This window comes from Bifidobacterium miconisargentati, from assembly GCF_019331675.1.
Lineage (GTDB): Bacteria > Actinomycetota > Actinomycetes > Actinomycetales > Bifidobacteriaceae > Bifidobacterium > Bifidobacterium miconisargentati.
In genome coordinates this window covers 1-23,141 of sequence record NZ_JAHBBJ010000006.1, presented here as the reverse complement: position 1 = coordinate 23,141, position 23,141 = coordinate 1, and the positions used below count along the sequence as shown (strand labels likewise).

At 61.1% G+C, this 23,141-nt stretch carries 19 protein-coding genes; 10 read left to right on the top strand and 9 right to left on the bottom strand.

Annotated features, from left to right (window positions below; all coding sequences use genetic code 11):
* Positions 1-34 precede the first annotated feature (34 nt).
* From KIH81_RS04920 to KIH81_RS04905, 4 genes are all read left to right on the top strand, one after another.
* A complete protein-coding gene (locus tag KIH81_RS04920; protein WP_214304337.1) occupies positions 35-649 on the top strand; it encodes a hypothetical protein in 615 nt (204 codons plus the stop codon).
* A gap of 163 nt (positions 650-812) precedes the next feature.
* Entirely contained in the window at positions 813-1,121 is a 309-nt protein-coding gene (locus KIH81_RS04915) for a type II toxin-antitoxin system Phd/YefM family antitoxin (protein ID WP_214304336.1), read from the top strand.
* Positions 1,122-1,448 (top strand): type II toxin-antitoxin system RelE family toxin, encoded by a 327-nt coding sequence (locus tag KIH81_RS04910; protein ID WP_214304335.1) that lies wholly within the window; start codon positions 1,122-1,124, stop codon positions 1,446-1,448. It abuts the gene before it with no gap.
* A gap of 315 nt (positions 1,449-1,763) precedes the next feature.
* Positions 1,764-2,930, top strand: a complete 1,167-nt coding sequence (locus KIH81_RS04905; protein WP_236029293.1) for an ATP-binding protein — start codon at positions 1,764-1,766, stop codon at positions 2,928-2,930.
* Positions 2,931-3,645: 715 nt separating this feature from the next.
* Here KIH81_RS04905 and KIH81_RS04900 read toward each other — a convergent pair.
* The 3 genes from KIH81_RS04900 to KIH81_RS04890 all read right to left on the bottom strand — a co-directional run bounded on the left by KIH81_RS04900 (position 3,646) and on the right by KIH81_RS04890 (position 8,367).
* Positions 3,646-5,718 carry an IS3 family transposase gene (locus KIH81_RS04900; RefSeq protein WP_214304334.1) on the bottom strand — a complete coding sequence of 691 codons (2,073 nt, stop codon included), beginning with the start codon at positions 5,716-5,718 and terminating at the stop codon, positions 3,646-3,648.
* A gap of 172 nt (positions 5,719-5,890) precedes the next feature.
* A complete protein-coding gene (locus KIH81_RS04895; protein WP_214304333.1) occupies positions 5,891-7,096 on the bottom strand; it encodes an MFS transporter in 1,206 nt (401 codons plus the stop codon).
* Between the two features lie 38 nt (positions 7,097-7,134).
* Positions 7,135-8,367, bottom strand: a complete 1,233-nt coding sequence (locus KIH81_RS04890) for a hypothetical protein (RefSeq protein ID WP_214304332.1) — start codon at positions 8,365-8,367, stop codon at positions 7,135-7,137.
* Positions 8,368-8,585: 218 nt separating this feature from the next.
* On the opposite strand from KIH81_RS04890, the gene KIH81_RS04885 reads away from it, so the two are divergent.
* Positions 8,586-9,371, top strand: coding sequence for a GntR family transcriptional regulator (locus KIH81_RS04885; protein WP_214304331.1), 786 nt, complete (start codon positions 8,586-8,588; stop codon positions 9,369-9,371).
* Positions 9,372-9,519: 148 nt separating this feature from the next.
* Here the strand turns inward: KIH81_RS04885 and KIH81_RS04880 are convergent, their stop codons facing one another.
* Positions 9,520-12,693 carry a glycoside hydrolase family 3 protein gene (locus KIH81_RS04880; protein ID WP_214304330.1) on the bottom strand — a complete coding sequence of 1,058 codons (3,174 nt, stop codon included), beginning with the start codon at positions 12,691-12,693 and terminating at the stop codon, positions 9,520-9,522.
* A 361-nt stretch (positions 12,694-13,054) separates the two neighbouring features.
* On the opposite strand from KIH81_RS04880, the gene KIH81_RS04875 reads away from it, so the two are divergent.
* The gene (locus KIH81_RS04875) at positions 13,055-13,951 is read left to right on the top strand and encodes a LysR family transcriptional regulator (RefSeq protein ID WP_214304329.1); all 897 of its coding nucleotides are present in this window, start codon (positions 13,055-13,057) and stop codon (positions 13,949-13,951) included.
* Positions 13,952-14,036: 85 nt separating this feature from the next.
* Here KIH81_RS04875 and KIH81_RS04870 read toward each other — a convergent pair whose 3' ends face one another.
* Positions 14,037-15,023 carry an AraC family transcriptional regulator gene (locus KIH81_RS04870; protein ID WP_214304328.1) on the bottom strand — a complete coding sequence of 329 codons (987 nt, stop codon included), beginning with the start codon at positions 15,021-15,023 and terminating at the stop codon, positions 14,037-14,039.
* A gap of 147 nt (positions 15,024-15,170) precedes the next feature.
* Between KIH81_RS04870 and KIH81_RS04865 the strand changes: the two genes are divergently transcribed.
* The 4 genes from KIH81_RS04865 (at position 15,171) to KIH81_RS04850 (ending at position 18,962) form a co-directional block, all read left to right on the top strand.
* Positions 15,171-16,355 (top strand): MFS transporter, encoded by a 1,185-nt coding sequence (locus tag KIH81_RS04865; protein ID WP_214304327.1) that lies wholly within the window; start codon positions 15,171-15,173, stop codon positions 16,353-16,355.
* 96 nt (positions 16,356-16,451) lie between these two features.
* Positions 16,452-17,324 (top strand): glycoside hydrolase family 43 protein, encoded by an 873-nt coding sequence (locus KIH81_RS04860; protein ID WP_214304326.1) that lies wholly within the window; start codon positions 16,452-16,454, stop codon positions 17,322-17,324.
* A 438-nt stretch (positions 17,325-17,762) separates the two neighbouring features.
* Positions 17,763-18,596, top strand: a complete 834-nt coding sequence (locus KIH81_RS04855; protein ID WP_214304325.1) for an alpha/beta fold hydrolase — start codon at positions 17,763-17,765, stop codon at positions 18,594-18,596.
* A gap of 111 nt (positions 18,597-18,707) precedes the next feature.
* A complete protein-coding gene (locus tag KIH81_RS04850) occupies positions 18,708-18,962 on the top strand; it encodes an AbrB/MazE/SpoVT family DNA-binding domain-containing protein (RefSeq protein WP_214304324.1) in 255 nt (84 codons plus the stop codon).
* A gap of 148 nt (positions 18,963-19,110) precedes the next feature.
* Here the strand turns inward: KIH81_RS04850 and KIH81_RS04845 are convergent, their stop codons facing one another.
* From KIH81_RS04845 to KIH81_RS04830, 4 genes are all read right to left on the bottom strand, one after another.
* Positions 19,111-20,052 carry an NAD(P)H-binding protein gene (locus tag KIH81_RS04845; RefSeq protein ID WP_214304323.1) on the bottom strand — a complete coding sequence of 314 codons (942 nt, stop codon included), beginning with the start codon at positions 20,050-20,052 and terminating at the stop codon, positions 19,111-19,113.
* 286 nt (positions 20,053-20,338) lie between these two features.
* Entirely contained in the window at positions 20,339-21,022 is a 684-nt protein-coding gene (locus KIH81_RS04840) for a helix-turn-helix domain-containing protein (RefSeq protein ID WP_214304322.1), read from the bottom strand.
* Between the two features lie 151 nt (positions 21,023-21,173).
* Entirely contained in the window at positions 21,174-21,410 is a 237-nt protein-coding gene (locus KIH81_RS04835; RefSeq protein WP_214304321.1) for a macrolide ABC transporter ATP-binding protein, read from the bottom strand.
* Positions 21,407-21,991, bottom strand: a complete 585-nt coding sequence (locus KIH81_RS04830) for a ParA family protein (protein ID WP_214304320.1) — start codon at positions 21,989-21,991, stop codon at positions 21,407-21,409. The genes KIH81_RS04835 and KIH81_RS04830 overlap by 4 nt, the downstream gene beginning before the upstream one ends.
* Positions 21,992-23,141 lie beyond the last annotated feature (1,150 nt).

Here is a 23,141-nt window from a genome sequence, read left to right as displayed (position 1 = left end):
TTCTCCGTTCACCCTGAAGCGTCAGAATGCAACCATGAAGACGGAAACGGATTGGATGCCGGGTGACGAACGGCTCGCCCGCCGGGTCTGGCTGCGCCGTCGCGGCCATTGGATTCTGTTCACCCTGGGGGCGGTCTCGATCGCCATGGGTGTGGGTGGGCTGATTCTCGCGCCGCTTGACGATTGGCTGAACAGGGTGACGCACGGCGATTCGCCGGTCGATATGGGTTGGGTCGTGTTGGCCCTGATTGTGGCGACCGACGTCCTGTACGCCTTCTTCTATTTGAGGTGGCGGCTTCGCGGCCGTCCGGAGCACTTGCTCGCCGTACCCACCAAAGACTGGCCGGTTCAACCAATCGCGTTCCCCGACACGACCGACGACGATGGCGATCCGGTCAAAGGCGATATCGAGTACATCCTGTTCACGCCGGATACGGACCGCACGTTCACCGTGCCGCTCCGTACGGCAACTGGCACGCGGATCGGCGACGTCACGGTACGGGACGGGCGCGCCAGACTCGAAACGGTGCGTGACACGGCGGCCGTCCGGTTGCGGGCGGATGCCAACGACCGCATCGGATGGCTGGAAGAAGGACTGAACTACGACGATGATTCGGACGCACTGCTCGTCGGCGACAGGCTGGAATGACGTACGGCGTTACATACCACTGCGGGTAGCTGGTGTCCATGCGTCACTCATCCACTTCATCTGATTGTCGGGGATTCCGTCGGAGTTCGATATATTGGATAGAATTATGAGCATAATCATAATCACAATATGATTCATCTTTTATCGAAAGGTCGGTGGAATCATGGCGGGAACCGTATCGTTGGATAACCTCGTATCGGTGTCGGAACTCAGCCACGGGGGCGTCAGCCGCACCCTGGGGCGCGTCTCCGACAACAATCCGGTGGTGATCATGCGCAACAACAAGCCCGCCGCCGTGGTCATCACGCCCGACGACTATCGGCGATTCACTGAGGCCGAGGAGGAATTCGCCCTCTATCTTGAGGCCGAGGAACGGATGAGGAACGACGATGGAACCCGTCTGAGCATGGACGATGTGTTCGGCCCGGACTACCGGCCGGTAGATGACGGATTCGAACCGGAGTTCGAATAAATGGCATGGGCGATAGAATTCACCCGGGACGCGGCCCGCGACGTGGAGCGACTGCGTGAGCCGGCGAAAAGACATGTCCGCGCGATGCTTGTCAAGGTCGCCGAAAACCCGCTGCCCTTCACGGAGGGCGGTTACGGCAAACCGCTCGGCCATAAGCGGGACGGCAATCTCACCGGATACCTGAAAGTCAAGCTCAGGGGAGACGGGTTGCGGGTCGTCTATCGGTTGGAACGCGCGGCCGGGGCGATGGTCGTCATCATCGTGTCCGTCAGGGATGATGGCGCGGTCTACAAGGAGGCCGTGAGGCATATTCGCAAAGGGGCCTGATCCCTGCAATCGCGGCAGGACCGGTCGTCCCGATTTTCCCCCGATTAGTGCGATTAGCGGGTTTCCGGGCAATTCGGTGTGTTGTCATGAATGGGATATATCCGATAATGTACCTTATGTCAGATTGGTGATTCCGAAAACGTGATAGTGGATGAGTCGTGTGATGTCGGCCGACTTTCGTGGCTGATATGAGATTGTCGTCCGGACCTATGCAAATCAAAGAGTAGCGATTATGCAAATCATTGGTTTTGATTTATGTAAATCATGGATTATGATTTATGTAAATCAACGATTATCCATAGGGACGGACTGAATATGATTCCACGTGCGCTTACCGACAAGATGCTGTCGATGTCGAAGCTGTTCCCGGTGGTGACGGTTACCGGGCCGAGACAATCGGGCAAGTCGACGCTGGTGCAGCATGCGTTTCCGGATTACCGATATGTGTCCCTGGAGGATGCGGATATGCGCGCCCTGGCCCAGGATGATCCCCGCTCGTTCCTGGAACGGTTCGATTCCAAGGTGATTCTGGACGAGGCCCAACGAGTGCCGGAACTGTTCTCCTACATGCAGGGCGTGATCGACAATCGGAACGAACCGGGCCAGTACGTCCTGTCGGGATCGCAGAACTTCCTGCTGCTCAAGAGCATCTCCCAGTCTCTGGCGGGCCGTGTCGCGATCCTGCATCTGCTCCCGCTTTCGTACGAGGAGATGACGGCCGCGGGCGTGACGCCAGAGAGCATGAGCGGCTTCCTGTTCGCAGGCGGGTATCCGCGCCTGAAGACGATGGGCATCGACCCGCAGGATTTCTTCCCCAACTACATCAGCACCTACATCGACCGGGATGTGCGCGAGGAGCTTGGCGTCAAGAAGGTGGCCGAATTCAACACGTTCCTGACCATGTGCGCCACACGTGTGGGAGAAGTGCTCAACCTGTCGAGCCTTGCCAATGACTGCGGCATCAGCGTGGACACCGTGCGGGACTGGCTGTCCATCCTCGAGGCAAGCTTCATCGCGTTCCGCCTGCATCCGTATCACAGGAACTACGGCAAACGGCTCATCAAGGCATCCAAGCTGTATTTCTACGACACCGGTCTGGCGGCGAATCTGCTGGGCATAGAATCCGGGGACCAGATGCTGACGAGCCAGTATCGGGGCAACCTGTACGAGAACGCCGTCGTGGTCGAGATCATCAAACGATACCAGGCGCTGGGACGGGAGCCGAAACTGTTCTACTGGCGCGACAGCAACAAGAAGGAAATCGACGTGATCCTCGAGAAAGGCGGCAAGCCATGGTATGCCGTCGAGGTCAAATCGTCCGCCACCTACAATCCCAAGGCCTTCGAGATCCTCGAGGATCTGGCCCCGGCCATGGGATTGGATCCGGATCGCCGTTTCGTGGTGTACGGGGGCGACGAGTCGTTCTCCACCAAACATGGCCAGGTCATCGGCATGGGCGATCTCGGCAGGCTTGTCGGATAGGCAAGGAGTCCGGTGGTCGTCTGCGGGCATCGCATTGCCTCATCGAGGGAATCGTCGACAACGATGCCATGCACCCGAGGAGGCCGAGGTACGGTCATTGTCTTCGATGGGATTCAATTCATAAAAGAAGGAACAGGGAGATGGTAAAACAGGGAATCCGAAAGCCGTAAAACAGGGAAAGCAAATATCGCAAAATCGATATCCTGCATGTTCTACGACATAAGAACGATAGCCGATTGTGACCCTGGATGCGTAAACGGATGGGTGGGCCCACTTCATCGGTGACTTTGACAGTCAAGAGTTATGGTTCATGCGAACCGTGGGCTGCCGATGGATCGTCGGGCTTGGCTGTTCATCTTTACGGGCAGCGGAACGTTGCCGAGTTGGAAGTTCTCGAGCGGGATCCCGTATGATCCAGCCCTTCATGGCGCGGGTGCCAGGATGTTTTCACGCAGAATGCATCCAGGCCTCTGAGCTGCCGGATACGACCTTTCCTCCGATTCACCGCTGGAGCACTCTTGACGGTTCATCGGAGCAAGTGCACGCCGACCGCGTTCTCCATCAGATGTCATCTGCTTGCGGTTTTGAATTCAATGGAACAACGCCGTCATGAGCGCTGTATTCGTGATGCGCGTCGTTCCAATCAGGATGATAAGTATTTTTGCTCAGTCATTGAGTAAAAAAAAAGGGGCTGCGGACATTTTCTTGGAGATAATCACGCAGCCATTCCTTGGCTTTGACGGTATTGTACCGGGCTCATCCAACCAAGCGACTGTTTGATGCGCTCGTGGTTGTACCAGCGTATGTACTCATCGACCAAGGCGAGCACCTCGTTGCGGGTGTGTTCCTCCCACTTCTCGGGGTAGACCGCCTCGGTCTTCATCCTGCCGAAGAATCCCTCCGCGGCCGCGTTGTCCGGCGAACAGCCCTTCGCGCTCATGGAGCGCGTCAGCCCGAAGCGTTCCATGAGCCCGAGCCATCCGGGCCACCGGTAATGGCATCCACGGTCGGAATGCACCAGGGGACGCGCGTTCCCTGGCAGCGTCGAGGCCGCTTTCTCCAGCATCCGGTTGGCCAGCTCCGCGTTGGGGCTGAAGCCGGCGGTGTATGCGACGATCTTGCCATCGAAGCAGTCGATCATCGGCGAGAGGTACACCTTCCCGTCCCTGGCCTTGATCTCGCTGATGTCCGTCAGCCACTTCTCGTTCGGACGCTCGGCCGTGAAGTCCCGGTCGACGAGATTGGCGGGAGCCGGCGTCGTCTCGCCCTCGTAGGAACTATACCTGCGTCGCTTGGGCACGTGCGCCACGAGCCCTTCCTCCGCCATGATCCTGCGGACCACCTTCTCCGATACGCCGGTCTTGAGCACCGCCTTGATCCTGCGGTACCCGTACCTGCCCTTGGAATCGGCGAACGCCCCGGCCACCTCTGCCCTGAGTCCGGCGTACTTGTCAACGCCGAGCCGGGCGTGGTGGTAGTGGTAGCTGCTGGGCGCGATGGCGAGCAAGCATGTCATCGAGCTGAGCGAATACGCCGGCCTCAACCGGTCGATCAACAGGGTCTTCTCCCTGTTCGACAGGCGCCGCAGGTCGGCGCCGGGGTCTTTTTTTACGACCTCCACCACCTCCCGCATCAACGCGTTCTCCAGCTCCAGTTCCTCGACCCTGCGGCGCAAAGCCTCCGCGTCATCATCATCGGCTGCGGACGGCCAGCGACGGGAGTCCGCGGGCTTATTGCCCTGCGCGGAGTTCCTGTTTTTGGGCTGCAACGCGGCCATGCCGCCCTTGCGGTACGCCCTGACCCAGCCATGCACCGCGCCGACGCTCACGCCGAGCTGTTTGGCGGCCTGCTTCTGCTGCATGCCGCCCAGCACCAGCTCGACTGCCCTTCGCCTGGTCTCCAGTGGGATGATGGGTTTGGCCATATGGCCAGCATACCGGGAATCCATCGCCAGCCAACGCTCCAGACACTGCCTGGTCGGATAACCCAGATGCTCCACCACCTGGGCCGTCGTCATCGGCGTGGTGAAATACAACTCCACCGCACGCTCTCGTTCCTCAAGACTGAACATACGAAAATCTTTCCGTTCGGTCTCCAAGAAAACGTCCGCAGCCCCGAACGCGAACACGCAGGACCAGGCCATCATGAATAGGAACTGCATGAGCGCGGGCGGGATGGCCTCGCGGGCGAGGAATCCGGACAGGGAGAACCGGAATTTCTCGGTCCTGTTGTGTTCCACGCGCAGGTTGAGGATGGCGATCAGGGTGACGATTTCGATGCCCATGGCCAGGAGGAACGCGACCTGGTAGCCGGCGGTCTCCTGGATGCGCAGGGCGACGTAGGGACCGCACATGCCGGCCACTCCCCTGGCGACCGAGAGGGTGCCGATGCCTCCGGCGAAGTTCTCGCGGGTCACGGTTCCGGCGGCCAGGGTCAGGCATATGGGCGCGGTGAACGCCTGGCCCACGCCCTGCAGGATGCGGAAGCACATGAGCACGGGCACGGAGGTGGCGAACGCGTCGCCGAGGAACGCGACCGCCAGGATCGCGACGGCGATGAACAGGAGTTTGCGCCGGTCGAACGCGTCGATGGCCGATCCTGCGGCGAGGCGGAAAATCATGGACCCGTACGTGAAGCCGGTGGCGACCATGCCAATCACGACGGGGGTGGCGCCCAAGGACGCGGACAGCGGGGAGACCAGCGTCTCGCCGAACTCGAGTCCGAGGTTAATCATCAGATACACCACGAACACCATGACGAACGAATGGTTCCTGATTGCTGCGGACATCGTTGTCCCCCTGCGTTTTCCTTGGCCTTGCGGCCGTCTGTTGGTTTGGTGTGGGTTTCGGGCTGCGGCTCCGGCCACCAGCCTACTGGGGGCGGCCCCGGTTTCGCGGGATATACGGCGGCGCGCCCGCACCCCGTCCTTTCGGAGTTGCGGACGCGCCACCGGTCCGGTCTTATTCGACGTCGTCCTTGAGGGCGGCGGCCTTGTCCTTGACGTACTTGTTGGTGAACACGAGCAGGATCACGGCGAGCAGGACCCAGACGGGGGCGATGCGGAACATGACGGCGTATCCGAACGAGGAGACCAGTAGTCCGCCGACGACCGGGCCGGCCAGCTGGCCGAGATCGGACGCGACGAACAGGGTGGACGAGGCGGCGCCTCGACGATCTTCGGGGACCACGCTCATGGCCATGGAGCGCACGACCGGGCCCGCGGCGCCGTAGCCGAACGCGCCCACAACGGCGGCGAACAGAAGCATGCCCAGGTTGGAGGAGAAGCTGATGAGCCACAAGGACGCGGACATGAGCACCAGCATCGGGATCATCATGTAATAGCCGAATCTGTCGATGAGGCGTCCGCCGAGCGGTGCGGCGACGAACACGGCCAGTCCGTAGGCGGTGTTGAACAGGCCGACGTTGCTGCCCAGACCCTGTTCCTGACCGTAGACCACGAGGAAGCCGAACACGCAGGACCAGGCCATCATGAACAGGAACTGCATGAGCGCGGGCGGGATGGCCTCCTTGGCGACGAATCCGGACAGGGAGATGCGGAACTTCCTGGTCTTGTCGGAGTGGCGGACCTTGAGCAGGGAGACCACGAGGAAGCCGAGCGCGAGGATCACGAAGGAGGTCAGGTAGGCGAAGCGGAAGCTGGTGGCCTCCTGAAGCTTGAGGCCCACGAGCGCGCCGAACAGGGTGGAGCCGGCGGTGCCGAGCGCGAAGACGCCCATGCCGGAGGACATCCTCTCACGCGGCAGACTGTCGGCGGCGATAGCGATGAACGTGGTCGCGGTGAATGCCTGGCCTACGCCCTGCAGGATGCGGAAGCACATGAGCACGGGCACGGACGGGGCGAACGCGTCACCGAGGAACGCGATGCCGATCACGATAAATGCGCCGAGCAGCAGGCCCTTGCGGTTGAAGGAGTCGATAGCCGGACCGGAGAACAGCTTGAACACGATGGACCCGTACGTGAAGCCGGTGGCGACCATGCCGATGAGGACCGGTGTGGCGCCCATGGACTTGGCGAACGGGGTCGACAGGTTGTTGGCCATGTTCAGGGACAGATTGACCAGGAAGTAGGCGGCCAGAAGCCCTATGAACGTCAGGCTCCATATGCCCTTTGCCCTTGTGTTCTTCTCTTCGATTGCGTTGCTCATCTTGTGTTGATTCCTTTCCTTGTCGGTTACCCGGGCGCCTATGCCCGGTACTCGTCCATCACGATGAGGCCGGTCCGTTCGTCGCGGCGGAACTGGCGGAAGAACTCCCAAGCGAGCCGTCCGGCCATCACCGGCCAGCAGTGGGGCGCGTTCTCGGCCACGACATAGCGGAAGGCGTCCATGCCGTCGGAGTTGCGGATGTCGACCATCCAGTGCTTGTACCCGTAATACTCACGCACACGCTCCTCATCGCCATAGAAGCCGACCACCCGATGCAGTTCGCTGTCCGGTTCGGTCAGGTAGGAGATGCAGGTGGCAGGATCGCGTGGCGTGCAGCCGAGGCTGTCCATACGCCGGTTAAGCCGTTCGATCATCCATTCGTGCCGGTCGGCGCCCTCGGGGGGCGCGGGCTGGTCGGAGAACGCGCGGTGGCCGCCGACGATGCGGGTGGGGTCGCGTTGGTCGTCGCGCCGGGGATCGCGGTACGTGTGCGCGGACGCGGCGGGACGACCCCAGTCCTTGCGCGGGGCCCAGTCGTTGACCGGCGCGAAGTTGGAGGCCTCGTACTGGCCGACCACCTGCATGACCGGCACGAACGTCTCCTTGAGCCGGCGGTATTCCCCGTCGGTGAACCGGATGTTGAAGTTGTCCCAGTCACGCCAGATGTCGTTGCCGCACGGTGCCACGGCGGTGATGCGTTCGGGCATGCGGAACAGCGCGGAGGTCACTTCATAGCCGCCTTGGGACTCGCCCATCAGATACACGCGCTCCCGGTCCACCGGGTAGAGCTCCTCGATGCGGTCAAGAACACGACGCACGTTGCCCCAGTTGGTGTCCTGCAGCATGGCCACCATGATGCGCTCGTCGGCAGCGATCTGCGGCATGCCGCACGCGAACTCGTCGTTCGGGACCGGCACGGAACCGCCATGATGGGCGAACACGAGCGGATACCTGCGGCCCTTGGCGGCCTCGGAGGCGAGCTCCTTGGGTGTGATGAGAATCCAACGACGGTAGTAGTCCTCGTTCTCGAACATCACGCGGTCGAGACCGAGCCCATCGTAATAGGCGCGCACGGCCTCGCCGGTGGGGTCCTCCTCGAACTCGAATCCGAGACGAACCAGGCGGCCGTGCTCCTGACCGTACTCGCTGCGCACGAACGCTTCGATGTCAGCGCCGCCGTTATGCGCCACATGGAGATAGTCGAGGGCGTCCGCCATCTTGCCGTCCATGACGGCATCGCCGGTCGGGGCCCAGATGTCCTGCTGATTCAACTTCGAACCTTTCCTTGACATAACTTGGATATCTTTCAAGAACTTATTCTTCATAGGTCTTTAAAAGGTATCTATAATGTACGATACATATCGAAGATAAGTCAAGGCGCGACACGCCGCAAACCACTTAAATGCCTTCATCCGGCTTGATACATCTTTTATAAGTACCTAAAATAGGGTCTTGAAAGATACCATTGACGATCGCGCGAGGAGCAGCCATGACAGAGACCCCCGGGGAGGGCGGGACCGTCCCCAAGTACGTCCTCATCTACCGGAGGATCAGGCAGGACATCCTGTCCGGCAAATACCCGGAGGGCGGGTTCCTGCCCACCGAGGCCGAGCTCATGGACGCCTACGGGGCCAGCCGCACCACCATCCGCAATGCCGTCAAACGACTCAAGGACGACAACCTGCTGCGCACCACGCAGGGACGCGGCACGGAGGTCCTGCCCGTGCAACGCCAGTCGGGTTACGACTTCTCCCTACAGGGCAGGACCACGGTGGCCACCAACTTCGCGGGCCGCAGCACCGACGACATCGTCGGGCAGCCCTCCACCATCGACATCGTCCCTCCCCCGGACACCGTGCGCGAGGCGCTCAACCTGGACGAGGGCGAGACGGTCTACCGCCTGCAGCGGGAGAAGATCATCGACGGCGAACCGTTCCTCTACGTCATCAGCTACCTGCGCCGCACGGACTTCCCCGGACTCGAGGCGTATGACGGGCAGATCTACTTCCTCTACAAGTTCCTCGAGGAGCACTACGGCACCACGTTCTCGTCCACCGAGATCGACATCACCGCCACCTGCGCCGACTACGTGCGCTCACGCCTGCTCAACACCACGGTCGGATCCCCTTTGCTCGTCCAGACCAGGCACACCTACTCCGCGGACCGCATCATCGAGGTCTCACACAGCTACTGCAGGCCCGAATACATGTCCATCACCGTCACCACCTCACCCGAGGACCTCTCCCTGAGCCCCTTCCTCACCCGCGGGTTCTGAAGTCCCCAACCATCTCATTGGCAGTCACGACGGCACCGTCATGCACGAAGAATGCGGGCCGATGGCCGGAGGAGCCCAGCCATCGTCCCGCATTCCTGTGTGATCCATGGATTCGAGGGGCAGTGATTCCATGGAAGCTTCTTTTGCGTTACGCAGTCATCGCATCACCATCCGCCATATCGGTCTTGCGGTTCCGGCGCGGCTTGCGCGCCTTGTACCGTTCGGGGTGGGCCTTGGCGTCCTTGGCTCGGCGAATCATCACCACAACCATGCCGAGGGCGAAGGCCGCGACCACGGCGTCGGCTGTGCCGAGCCAGATCTTCCACGGGGAGGTCTTGTAAGTGATCTGGGTGCCGGGTGCGATGCCGTTCATCGTGCGGCTGTTGACGATCGCATAGCTCATGTCCTTCACCGCGCGGCGGATGGTGGCGACTCCTGTTGCGGAGGTCTTGTCCCCGATCAGGGAGGTGAACGCGGTGCCCCATGCCATCCAGCTGTCGGTGCCAGAGCGCAGGGCCTGGTCCACGCTGTTGGAGCCGGCGTTCATCACCATGTCGGAGATGAGGAAGCCGTTGAAGCCCCATTCGTCACGCAGCAGTTCGGTGTTGAGCGCGTAGTCCGCTCCGCCCCAGGTGGTGCCGAGGTAGTTCATGCAGCCCATGACCGCGGTGGCGCCACGGATGGTCTTGGAGACGGTCTGCTTGTCCTCGTTCACGTACTTGATGGTCGTCTTGACGTTCTTGACGGCCATTTCGAACGGTTTGAGGTAGATCTCGCGCATCGCCTGCTCGTTGGCCCAGGTGGCGACGCGGCTTCGGTCGTTGTCGTACATCTCTTGGTCGTTGAGCGCGAAGTGCTTGATCGTGGTGATCAGTCCCTGGTCGGCGGCGCCGGAGACCTCGTTGGCGAGCATGTGCCCGGAGAGCACGGGGTCTTCGGAGTAATACTCGAAGTTGCGGCCGGAGAACGGGGAGCGGTGGATGTTGGCGGCGGGCGCATACCAGGAGTTGACCCCGGCCGAGGCGGCTTCCTGGCCGACGCTGTCTCCCATTTCACGGGCGAGGTCCTTGTTGAACGTGGCCGCGATGATGGGTTCAGTCGGGTAGGCCGTGTATTCGGTGGCGTCGGTGATCGATCCGACAATGCCCTGGGGTCCGTCGAAGTCCACGGTGGCGGGCTTGCTGATGGATCCGATCTGGGCGGTCTGGTCGTAGGATGCGGCGAGGGCCACGTACAGGCTGGACTCGTTGAGGTCGAGCTGGTCGAGCAGCTGGTCCCACTTCGGGTCGTTGAAGTCCGCGCCGCGCAGGTCGGACAGGGTCAGTCCGTTGTCGGCGTCCGTCTTGGGCTTGCTGTCGGTGTACACCTTGCTGTCCTTGACGTTGCCGAGCGTGGTGTCGGTGTCGAGGTCCATCTGCTGCAGGATCATGCGACCGTCGGAATCCTTGGTGTAGTGGAAGCCGTCGGGGATGTCGGCCTTGTCCTGTTCGGTCGGGAAGGTGGCCGTGTTGGCCAGCGGCCCATTGGCTCGGGTGAGCTGGTCGGTGCCTTCCATGTGGTCGGACAGGTCCTGGAACAGGTTGGCCGCGGCCTTGAACGTCTTCCCGTCGGCGGGTTTGCCGGTCGGTTCGCCCTGGTCGTCGAGCGTGGACTGGGCGTCGATGTCGCTCTGACGCGGGTTGTCGTTGTCGTACCAGATGGTTTCAGGCACGTTCACCTTGACGGAACCGTATTCCTCATGCGCGTTTTTATTGACGCTCAGCGTGTAGTCGCCTTCCTCGAGCAGGTAGGCGCCCTTGGTGCCGTCCGGGTTCTCGCGCTTGTAGCTGTAGGAGGCCATGTCCTCCTTGCTGATGGTGACGGTCACGTCCTGGGATGCACCGGGCGCGATGTCGCCGGTCTTCTCGAAGGCGATCAGGTTGACGGTGGCCTTCTCGATGCCGTTGGCCTTGTCGTAGTCGGTGTACGGCGGGTTGTAGTAGATCTGGACCACGTCCTTGCCGGCCTTGTCGCCGTCGTTGGTGACCTTCACATCGAGGGTGATGGACTTGTCGTCCTCCTTGCTGGAGACGATCCGCTGGGTGAAGTCGGTGCCGTAGCTCAGGCCGTAGCCGAACGGCATCTGCACCGCGGCGTCGTAGTCCTGCCCGGTCTTGCCGTTGACGGTGAACGTGCCGCCGGTGTCGTCCACGGTTTCGTAGTACCGGTATCCGACGTAGATGTTCTCCTCGTATTCGATGAAGTTCATCTCGGTGGGGTCGCCGACCGGGGTCGGGTATCCGCCCTGCAGCAGGTACAGGTCCTTGTATTCGGCGTTGCCGAAGTTCGACATGCTCGGGTCTGCCATGATGTCGGTCATCCACGTGTCGACGGTCTTGCCGGACGGGTTGACCTCGCCGGTCAGGATCTCGGCCAAGGCCTTGAATCCCTGGCCGCCGGGACCGCCGATCCACACGATCGCGTCGGCGGACAGTTCGCCGTTCTCGGCCATGAGATCGGAGATCTCCATCACGTTGGATGTGTCGAGCACGACCACGACCTTGTCGCAGTTGGCCTTGGCGAACCTGATGGTGTCCTTCTCGTCCTTGCTCAATGCGAGCTGGTGAGGGGTGCCGTCCGCATACCCCTTGCCTTCGATGGGGCTTCCGGGGACGTTAGCCGTTACGTCGCGGCCCTCGCCGCCGGATCGTCCGATGAACACGATACCGGTGGTGCCATGCGCGGAGTCTTCAAGACCCTGGTAGATGCTGGGATCGTATTCGATGATCTTGTCGGTGGCTCCGGTGAATCCGGCCTTCTCATCCGGTCCCTGGTAGCCGTCGGAGTCCATGCCACGGGCGGTGGCCTTCTCCATCGCCTGTTCCGCCGCATCGTTGACCTTGAAATACTCCCCCATCGCGCGCTGGGCCGTGTAGATGCGGGACGACGACGTGTTCACGCTTCCCGATCCGGTGCCGCCATAAATCGGACTGATGTACCGGTATCCGAACGGGGTTACGGCCGAGTCCTTGGCCAAGGGCAACGTATCGGCGTCGTTCTTCATCAGCACGATGCCCTGTTCCGCGATTAACAGCGCGGTCTGATTGGTGTGATTATTCAGATCGTCGGTGGGCTTCTCATAGTAGGCGGTGTCCACGTTGGCCATGTCCGGGTCGGTCTTGACGACCTGTTCTCCACGACCGAGGAAAATCTCCATCGACAATGAGAAGAAGTTCATTGCCACCGTCGCAGCCAGAGCCAGTACGACCAGCACGGATACGATGGTTGTCCATATGATGGTGAATTTGCGGTTGTTCATCCTGAGTTTCGTCTTCGAACTCATCTCGTCCTCCTTGATGTTCTCGCGCCGAGTAGTGGTTTCCGTCCGCATCGGTGTGGAGTCTTCATCTTCCCGGCGTTTCTCGCGTAAGCGATGGTCCCATTGTCAGGAAAAACATTCAGCGGAAAAAATGCGAACCATGCGAAGGACAATATGCATTCCATGCATATTGTGGGGGAACGAGCCGGCCCGAGGCCCTCTCCCAGAAGGGTTTTCGACGCATTCGAATAAATGCTTCGACGGAGTCCGGGAATGACCGACGGAGATAACCTGTCGTTTTGGATGCATAATCTGTCACACATCAGCATCTGCACGTATCGCATATAGTTCAATTAGCGGCAACAGCCGATGACGGAAGGCGCGCATGGAAACCGAAGTACTGCGACATTTCACAATCGTCGTCCAAGAAGGAGGCATAGCCTCAGCTGCTGAAATGCTGAAAATCAGCCAATCCACACTGTCGCGCCAGATTCAGTCCCTCGAACAGGAGGTCGGGACGACGCTGCTGCAACGTCGCAATCGTGGCCGGGAACTGCGGTTGACCCGCGAGGACCAACTCCTGTACCGCAGGGCCGAGGAGATCGTTTCGCTCACCGACCGCGCGTGCGCCGAAATAGCATCGGGAGCCATCACGGGAGATGTGCACATCGCGGCCGCGCAGCTGCCGTCCGTGTATATCATCGCCCAAGCAGCCAACGACACCCGTTCCGAACATCCTGACGTTCGATTCCATCTTACGGATGGCTACAGCACCGACATCATGCGACAATTGGACCGAGGCCTCGTTGATTTCGGCGTATTGGTCCAACCGGTGGATATGGGCGACTACGACTACATCGACCTGCCGGACACGGATCGCAACGGGCTGCTCATGCCGGAATCCCATCCGCTGGCGGACAAGGAACATATCACCAAGGCTGATCTGCGGACCGTGAAGCTCCTCGTTCCCCAGGGGGCGCTATCCCGGAACAACCTCAGCGGATGGCTGAACGCCAGGGACCGCCGCAACAATGTCGTGGGAACCATGAACCTAGCGTACAACGCCAGCCTGTTCGTGAAAGCCGGCTACGGATGCGCTGTCATACCCGAAGGCATCATCGACACATCCCCCGGCAGCGGACTGAAGCTCGTTCCGCTCGATCCGCCACTTATGGTCCGCTCATGCCTGGCGTGGAAGCGTCATCAGCCCCTCACGGAAGCCAGCGAGGCGTTCCTCAGATACGTTAAAGCACGGATAGAGGCACGGAAGATCGACACGTAGTCGGCGGCAAGCGTTCACGGCAGCGGACTGGTTCAGAGAACCTGCATAGGTGTTGCCATGTCCTTCAACATCGCCTTTTCCTTTGTCATTGCCGTCCCAAGGCGATGCGGAAGTCGTTGCGGTACCGGTCGGGTGTGGTCTGGTAGCGTTCGCGGAAGAGTTTGTGGAAGTAGGCGGCGCTCTCGTAGCCGACCGTGTGGGCGATCTCGGCTATGGTCCGGTCGGTGGTGACGAGCAGTTCGGCTCCCATGCGCAGCCTTTCCTCGTTGATGAGGCGTCCGAGCGTTTTGCTGCCGTGTTTGCGCGCGTATCGGGACAGGTAGCCCACGCTGTATCCCAGCGAGGCGGCGATGCCGTCGTTGCTCGCCGCGGCGGGGTCGGCCGCTATGGCGTCGAGGATCGCGCCGATCAGCGGGTCCGTCTGAGCCCGTTGGCCCAGTACGTGGGCGGCCGCGTGGAACAGTTCGCACAGGTTCCCCATGACGGCGAGGTCCGGACGATATCGGCCGTCCCTGCAGTAGGCGATGAGCATCCGGCTCAGCGCAGCCTGCCCTGTCTGATGGCGTCCGGCGGCCAGGAAGCATGCCGACTGCCGCGAGTCGTCCAGCCATTCGAGGAACGGGCCGTCCGCCTGCCCGTCACCGAGACGGCGGGCCATCTCGAACAGGGCCGGTCTGACGAGCACGTCCGCCTCGAGGGGGACGCGCCCGTCCTCGATGATCGGGGAGATGAGGTGGCGTGCTCCGGGCTTGACCAGTATCGTCCCTCCCTCCTCCAGCACGAAGGTCTCGCCCTCGACCCAGACGAGCACGGTGCCCCTGATCGCGTGCGTGATCTCGAGGTAGTCGTGCGTGTGCAATCGGGACGGATGGTCCAGGTCGTGGCCGATCACGCCAAACAGGTCGTCTTCCTTCAGATGGGGCGCCGCATGGGCGATGGTGTCGAACCGGGTCAGCGGGGCGTCCGCGTCGAGGTCGGCCGCCCGGGCGGCCTCGTGCCCGCTTCGCGCGTGGTCGGCGTACCGATCATCGTCGCCCGGCTCCAGCCGGGGAAGCCGCAACGTATCCTCCATGCTCCCCTCCGTCCTGTTCCCGGATACCTGGGATGAAGGTCATTATAGAGTGCAATGAGGTCAGTATACGCGATTTTGCGTCGCATATCCTTGATATCAACAGCGCTGCATCGAATGTAACAAGGTTGTTATCGAGGAGAGTTTCCAATGAACGCAGTGAAAACCCGGATAGGCATCCTGTCCCTGAGCTCCATCACCCTGTCGGGCATCTTCATCGTCCCGATCATCGGGCTGGTCGCCCAGGCCTTCCCGGACAGCTCCCTGTCCGGAGTGCAGATGATCATATCCGCATCCACCCTGACCGCGCTGGTCGGCGCGTGGCTGACCGGCAAGCTCGCCAGCATCCTCTCGCGCAAGACCGTGGCCCTCATCGGCGCCGGCGGCATCCTCCTGTTCGGACTCCTGCCCTACTTCATCCACTCGTCGCTGGCCGCGGTGGTCGCGTTTTCCGCGCTGATGGGCGTGTGCCTGGGCTTCATCAACAACATCCTGCCCACCCTGATCTCCGTGCACTACGAGGGCGAGGCCCGTCAGTCCCTCATGGGCCAGCAGGTCGCCGTGGCCTCCATCGGCGCCATGGTGTTCATGTCCGTGGCCGGCAAACTCGCCACCGCCCAGTGGTACGACGCCTACCTGGTCTACCTGTTCGCGGCCCTCGTGCTGGTCGTGTGCGCCTTCACCCTGCCCTCCGAGAACGGCGAGAAGGCCGAAGCCGGACAGGAACGGCAGTCCGGCCCGTCTGTGTCGGTCCGCGAGGCCATGAACGGCAAGCTGTGGTTCCTGGTCGTCGCCGGCTTCCTGTTCCTCCTGGCCAACAACGCCTACTCCAACAACCTGTCCCTCCTGGTCGAGCAGCGGGGCCTGGGCGACGCGGGCACCGCTGGCCTGGTCTCCACCATCGGCCAGCTCGGCGGCCTCCTGGCGGGCCTGCTCGTCGGCGTCATGGTCCGGTTCGTCAAGAACCACCTGCTCATGGTCGGCTTCTTGGTCGAGGGCCTGAGCCTGCTGCTGCTCGGCTTCTCGAACAGCCTTCCCCTGCTCATCATCGGCAGCTTCCTCGCCGGCGCGGGACTGAGCCTGTACTACGCGCAGGCGCCGTTCCTGGTCACCGTCATCGAGAAGCCCTACCTCATCCCGCTCGGCATCGCCGCCATGACCACCGCGAATGCGCTTGGCGGCTTCGCCAGCCCCGTCGTGGTCAACCTCGTCAACGGCCTGTTCGGCTCGACCGCAGCCGGCGCCATGTTCATCGGCGCCGCCATCGCCCTCATCGGGGCCGTGGCCCTCGGCGTGACCGGATTCCAGAGGAAGTGCCTCGAGGAAGCCCGCTGACCGCACCGGCCTCATCGCCCCCGACGATCCCGCCGGTTCGGCCCGGCACCCGGTCCGGGCCGGCGGCATGAACCGCATACGCAAAGGAACAACACGATGAAAAGCACCGACATCCACATCCGCGACCCGTTTGTCCTGCCCCACGACGGCGTCTACTACATGTACGGCACCCGCGCCGACAACGTGTGGGGCGCCATGGACGGCTTCGACTGCTACACCAGCCGCGACCTCGAGAACTGGGAAGGCCCCTTCGAGGTGTTCCACAAGCCCGAAACCCTCGCCGCGGACCGCGCCTACTGGGCCCCCGAATGCTACGAGAAGGACGGCGTCTTCCACCTGATCGCCACCCTCGGCCAGCCCGACGGGCGCAAGGGCGTGCACGTGCTGCGCGCCGACAACCCGCTCGGACCGTTCGAACACGTCGGACAGCTCACCGACCCAGCACAGTCCTGCATCGACGGCACCATCTTCGAACAGGACGGACAGCCCTGGCTCGTCTACTCGCACTCCCTCGAGGACGTGCCCGAAGGCGACATGGACGCCGTCCGCCTGACCGACGACCTCACCGCCACCATCGGGGATCCCGTGACCCTGTTCAAGGCCTCCGACGCCCCATGGTCCGTGCCGGTCCCGTTCGCCAAGGCCGAGTTCGGCATCGACGGCGACGCCTACTTCTCCGACGGGCCGTTTCTGCACCGTCTCGCTGACGGACGCCTGGCGATGCTCTGGTCCAGCTGGACCCGAACCGGCGGCTACGCCGTCGGCCAGGCAATCAGCCGGACCGGCGAGGTGACCGGCCCATGGGACCAATGCCCCGAGCCCGTGCTCACCCACGGCGGCCACGGCATGCTCTTCACGGGATTCGACGGCATCACCCGCTACACGTTGCACGCGCCCAACGACCCTGGTCAGGAACGCCCCACGTTCCTGACCGTCACCGAACGGGACGGGCGACTCGCACTCGGGTGACCGACGCATCCCACCATGCACATGGCAAGGGGTGGGAGGAAACCGATATGGGCGGTTTCCTCCCACCCCTTTCTTCGTTGCGATGCCACAAAAAAGAAACATGAAACTCAAAGAAGTATTCGATATAATTTAAATACTCATTATCGATGAATAGTTCACCTTTGCAATCGTCCATACCCGTTCAGGCATCGTCATCCCTTATACAGCACGGGAGACAAGCCGCCAACACCACCTCCGACGTGGAGCAAATACACGATTCCTAAGGTATAAATCACGAAAACATACACGATTCCCAGGGTTTGGATTCAAGATTGCACTCACGAATCCCCGATAAGGGACCAACGCAGTCCGATACTCGGCCCCGGCCGGCATCCCGGCCACCGCCGCGCCTAGGCTGATGCATGGAACAACGGTTGTTCCGGAAAGCTGAGGCGCATCATGGCCAAGGACAGGGCTGAAAGCAAGTATTTCACGGTGGATCCGGGAATCGAACTGCATTACTGGGACAAGGGCGAGGGCGACGCGATCGTGTTCATCCCGGGGCTCTCCTACTCGGGCGAGATCTTCAAACACCAGATCGACCACTTCTCCAAGACCCACAGGGTCATCGCCATCGACCCGCGCGGACAGGGCCTGTCCACCAAGACCGTGCACGGCAACGACTACGTCACCCACGGCAAGGACCTCATCAAGCTCGCCGACGGACTGGGCCTGAGGAACGTGGTGCTGGTCGGCTGGTCCACCGGCAACCTCGAGGTCTGGTCCTACCTCAAACAGCACGGCTACGACAACGTCAAGGGCGCGGTCACCATCGACATGAGCCCCCTGCCCATGAACCCCGACCCGGCCGCCTGGACCGAGGGAAGCATACCCGAACTGTCCCAGGCCGCCAGCGAGATCCTCACCAACCCCGAAGGCGCCTCCGATTTCTGGTACGAGTACCTCACCCAGGTCATGCTCCAGCACGAGGCCGACCCGGACGAGCTCGAATACCTGCTCGACATGGGACGTCGCACGCCCTACTGGATCGTGCACGAACTGTTCTGCAACGCGGTCTTCAGCAACTACCTCGACACCGCCAAGGAAGCCGCCAGGACAATCCCCACGCTCATGTACATCGCCGAACACTGGGCCGACATTGCCGAACCCTGGTACCACAAGGAATGCCCCGAAACCCCCACCTACGTGATGGGCGGCCACCTCATGGCCTACGAATACCCCGACAAGTTCAACAAGCGACTCGACCAATTCCTCGAATCCATCGACAAGTAACCCCACGGAAAGCCGCCGCCCCTCACCTTGGAAGGACGACGGCTTCCCATATCCGCCAATCCATGGGCATGCCCCGCCACAAGGCATAACCGTATATTCACGAAGGAAGGCATGATGGACACGACGATATTGGACAAATGGGGCAACGGGCAGGGTGTGCGCCTGTCCAAGGATACGATAAAACGCGCAGGGCTGCGCGTGGGCGACTCGTTGGAGATCAACGTCGAGAACAGCGTGATCACGCTCGTACCGACGAAGAGACGGCACATCGACATCCCCGACTACAGGCAACTGTTCAAAGGCTACGCGGGACCTACGCCTGCCGAAGATGGGTTCGCCGCACCCGCCGGCGGAGAGGCCATCTGATGGAGGCGGGAAGGCCGATACCATGCGGTGATATCGGCCGGCCCAATATCGACCCGCCATCGCGGAACGTCAGGGCATGGGCCGAGTCCATGTCCTGACGGAAATGTCAAACGCACGCCAAGGCGTTCCCTGGCGTGCGTCACCGCTTTCAGGCGTCCTTGGAGTGGCGGTCGCCGATCTGGAACTCGTCGGCGTGCTCGAACATGTAGCGCACCGTGATCGGCTCGTCGCCGGTCAGCTTCTGGAAGTCGTCGGTCTGCACTGCCATCTTGCCCTCGCGGATCGCCTGTGCGAACGTGACCATGCCGTCCGAGCTGAACGGCGCCTCCGAACCATCCAGGAACACGCCGTCCGTGGTGCGCGGCACGCCCATCGCGTCGAACACCTGGTAGTTCTCCTCGTCGGTGATCTCCTGGTAGGTCACGTGGTTGCCGGTGGCCTCGTTGCCGATCTCGACGAATTGGCTGATGGTCATCAGCTCGGGACCGTTGATGTCCAGGATCGCGTGATGCAGATCCTCGGCGAGCAGCGCATGGGCGACGGCCTTGGCGCAGTCGCGGCGGCTGATGTAGGCCATGAGCCCGTCGCCCTGGCTGTTCTTGAGCACGCCGTCGCCGTGCACGTACGTGAAGTAGTTGGTGATCATGGCCTCCGCGTACTGGCTGTTGCGCAGGAAGATGTAATCCAGGCCGGAGTCCTTGACGTGCTCCTCGGTCCAGATGTGGTCCTTCTTCTCCACGCTCGGGTTGGTCGGGTCTCCCGCGTTGACCAGCGACGTGTACACGACCGTGGCGACGCCCGCCGCCTTGGCCGCGTCTACCGCGTTACCCTGGGCACGCTGGCGCTTGACCCCCACGAACGGCATCGACACCAGAGCCATCACGTCGCCGCCTTCGAACGCCGCCTCCAGGCCGTCGCGCTGGTTGAAGTCCGCCACGCGCGTCTCCACTCCCCTGGCCGCGTACTTCTCGAGCGAGGCCGGATTGTAGCCGGTGAAGATCAGGTTCGACGGGTCCGTCAGTTCCAGCAGGTAGTCCGCGGCCCGTCCGCCGAGATTGCCGTCCACGCCGGTGAGAATGAGTTTGCCCATGATGATTGATCCTCCTTGATCGGATAGTTAACTACCATATGGAAGCTATCACACGGATGCTGGGAATTCCATGAACAACCCGCCCGGAAACGCATATGACTACGGTTGCCCGTCATGCCACCCCTCGCTTACGGCGACCATTCCATATGGCACCGGATTCGGTCTCGCACTCGACCCATATAGGGATATAACATAAAGGATGATTATCCTTTATTAAAGGAATATTTATTTTCTTTCGAATGTATGTTTCTAACGGCTTGCATCAGCCAGACGAGCATCGGCCAGGTCAGCCCATCCCGTCGTATCGCAACGGCTGCGGCGCGATGCGTTCGATGTATCCGGCGTCCCTCGCCTTCTTGATCCATCGGCCTGCGGTGGACTTGCTGACGCCGAGGGCCTTTGCGACCATCTCGTGGGCATCCGCATTGCCGTACCTGGATGAGACGTACACCCTGGCCACCTTCTTGAGGTCCCACTCATCCCCGCCCCTGGAATGCGATGCCCCACCATACAGATAGGCGCCGTTGTCCCATGAGTGCCATCTGGGTTCGTCTTCGGGACCGCCGTCCTGCAGGACCCACGAGGAGATGACCTTGCGCTTGTAGCGCTCCAGCGGGAGCCTGGTCAGCGTGCCGCCGTCAATGTCGATTGGGCCTTTTCCGGATTGGGAGACGTTTCCGTTCGTGGGTGAGCCGTCGAGGACCAGTTTGGAGATCACGAAGTCGTCCTTGCCGGCGAGGTAGTTCACTTCTATGGCGGCGATACGCAGGCCCGGTACCTCTTCGACCACGATGTCGAAGGCCTGCATGTTGCAGGGCACGTACAGGTCGGCGCCGAGGTGCTTCATCTGGTTCGGCACCGCGGGGTCGAGCTTCGATTCGGTATCCAGCACTCCCCTGACGCTGAAACCTTCGATGCGATCGAACAGCCATTCCCGGTGTTCGTAGCCGGGACCCAGATTCATTCTCATGCGACCATGATACATGAATTAGGATACGAATACACTATAGGTATCCGTTTTGTTTTTAATATTCAGCCTTTTCCCCGTTGCCGCCGCTCCGCGTCTCCTCACTCAACAAAAGACCCGTCGGCGATATCATCATCGCCGACGGGTCCATGTCTCACTTCATGCCGAGATACTGCCTGAGCGCCGCATCGATGACATCCTGCAGTTTCATGCCGTGCTCGACTGCATAGAGTTTCGCTGCGGTACGGGTCTTGGCGCGCAGACGGATGGAGGTCATCATCAGAGGGTTGTCCTCTTCGACGGCGGTCGGGTCCTGGCGGAACACGTCCTTGACCTCGTTGATTTCCCGTTCCTCGCTCACGGGCTTGTAGGCCCTGCGGTTGCCTTTCACTGTTCGACCTCCTTGATGAGTTCGCTGAGCACGTCGCCGTACTCGTAGAGCTTGGTGGGGTTCCAGCCGAGCGACTTCTTGATTTCCTGACGCTTGCGGACCACGGTCTCGAAGCGCACGGTGTCGTTCTCGTCCAGCGCCTCAAGGGTCTCTTTGAAAGCGTTGGTGCCCATCTCGGCGCGCACCACCAGCGCCGCGGACGGCTTGGTCCCGCTTACCGCCTTGAGCGTGGCCCAGGCCTGCTGCAGATCGAGCGGAGAATCGGAGGTCGGCACGATCACGAAGTCGGCGGCCTCGATCGCGGCCTCGAGCACACGACCGGACGGCGGGGCGTCGATGAACTTCCACTCCCCCGGCCTGCAGTCCAGACGCGCAAGCGTCGACAGGTTGGCGGGCACCACGTCAAAGGGCAGCGGATCGTTATTGTCCGCGGCGAGATCGGCCCACATGCTTGCGGACGACTGCGGGTCGGCGTCCAGTACCTCCGCCTTCAACCCCCTCATCACCGCGGCGCAGGCCAGGTATATAGCCGTGGTGGTCTTCGCCACCCCTCCTTTGGCGTTCGCTATTGCTACCTTCATCAGCGGTCCTTTCCTGAACAATAATTAATTAATACAATAATTAATTAATTGGACACCGCCGGGGCATATCGTCGTAGCCAGACGTCACATGTCGCTTCGCTTGTCAGCCTCGCCGACGTTCCGGTACTGGACGGGTGCTCTGTCCACACATATGAGCCAGAGTCGCCGCACAACCGGAAGGTTGCATCCGAGTGCCCCGAACCATCAATGAACTATCGAAGTACTTTGCGTGAAGCACCTGCTGTTTTCACCGCACCTGCATTGATGGACTATCGAAGTACTTTCCCTCGAAGACTCGGGCCATGCAGGAATCGCCGGCCCGATGTTTGAAGTCGCTGCACGATGGTGGACTATCGAAGCATTTGGGTCGTATTCGCCGACTCCACTTGATGGACTATCGAAGTACTTCTCGTACGATCCTCCTCAGCATCGGTTCGCCGCGTGATAGTCCTTCGCCTCGCGAATTCCGCACTCGTCGAAATCGCTAGGCACCTCCCGACGCCGAATTTCCCCGCACGCTTCCATGTGTGCCTCCCACTCGGCACAGGTTCTCGGTCGTATGTTTCCGTCGCTGGGACCGGGATATACGAATCCTGTGGATAACTGGCCACCGTAGTGGACTATCGCAGTACAATCTGATGGACTATCGCAGTAACTCGGTCTCCAAGACGCCTTTCTGATGGACTATCGCAGTAATTGGTAGTGGACTATCGCAGTAGCTTTGGTGGACTATCGAAGTCGTCGAAGTGGACTATCGCAGTACAAACAGTGGACTATCGCAGTATTTGACATCCTCTCAGCCTTACTCCCGTAAGGCCCGAGGCACCCCTCTTATAGTGTTATAGCTGTTATAGGGTCATAGATTAGTTATAACGACCGTGTTTGCCGACTTATCCACATAGGGAAACTGCAGTTGCTTCCAGAACCAATCAGTTGAACCTCTACTACTTTGTTAGTCCATCATCTCATCACTGGCACTGTTATTCAGCCGTTGACTTCATGAAAGACACCCATCCCACGCGCTTTCTGCTATGTTTTCCCACCTCATACGATCAATGATGTACTACGAAAGTCCATCATCCCCGCCGGAGGGAGCCCTCTCGCATCCGCACTTCTCCTGTCCTTACGTAAATACTGCGATAGTCCATCA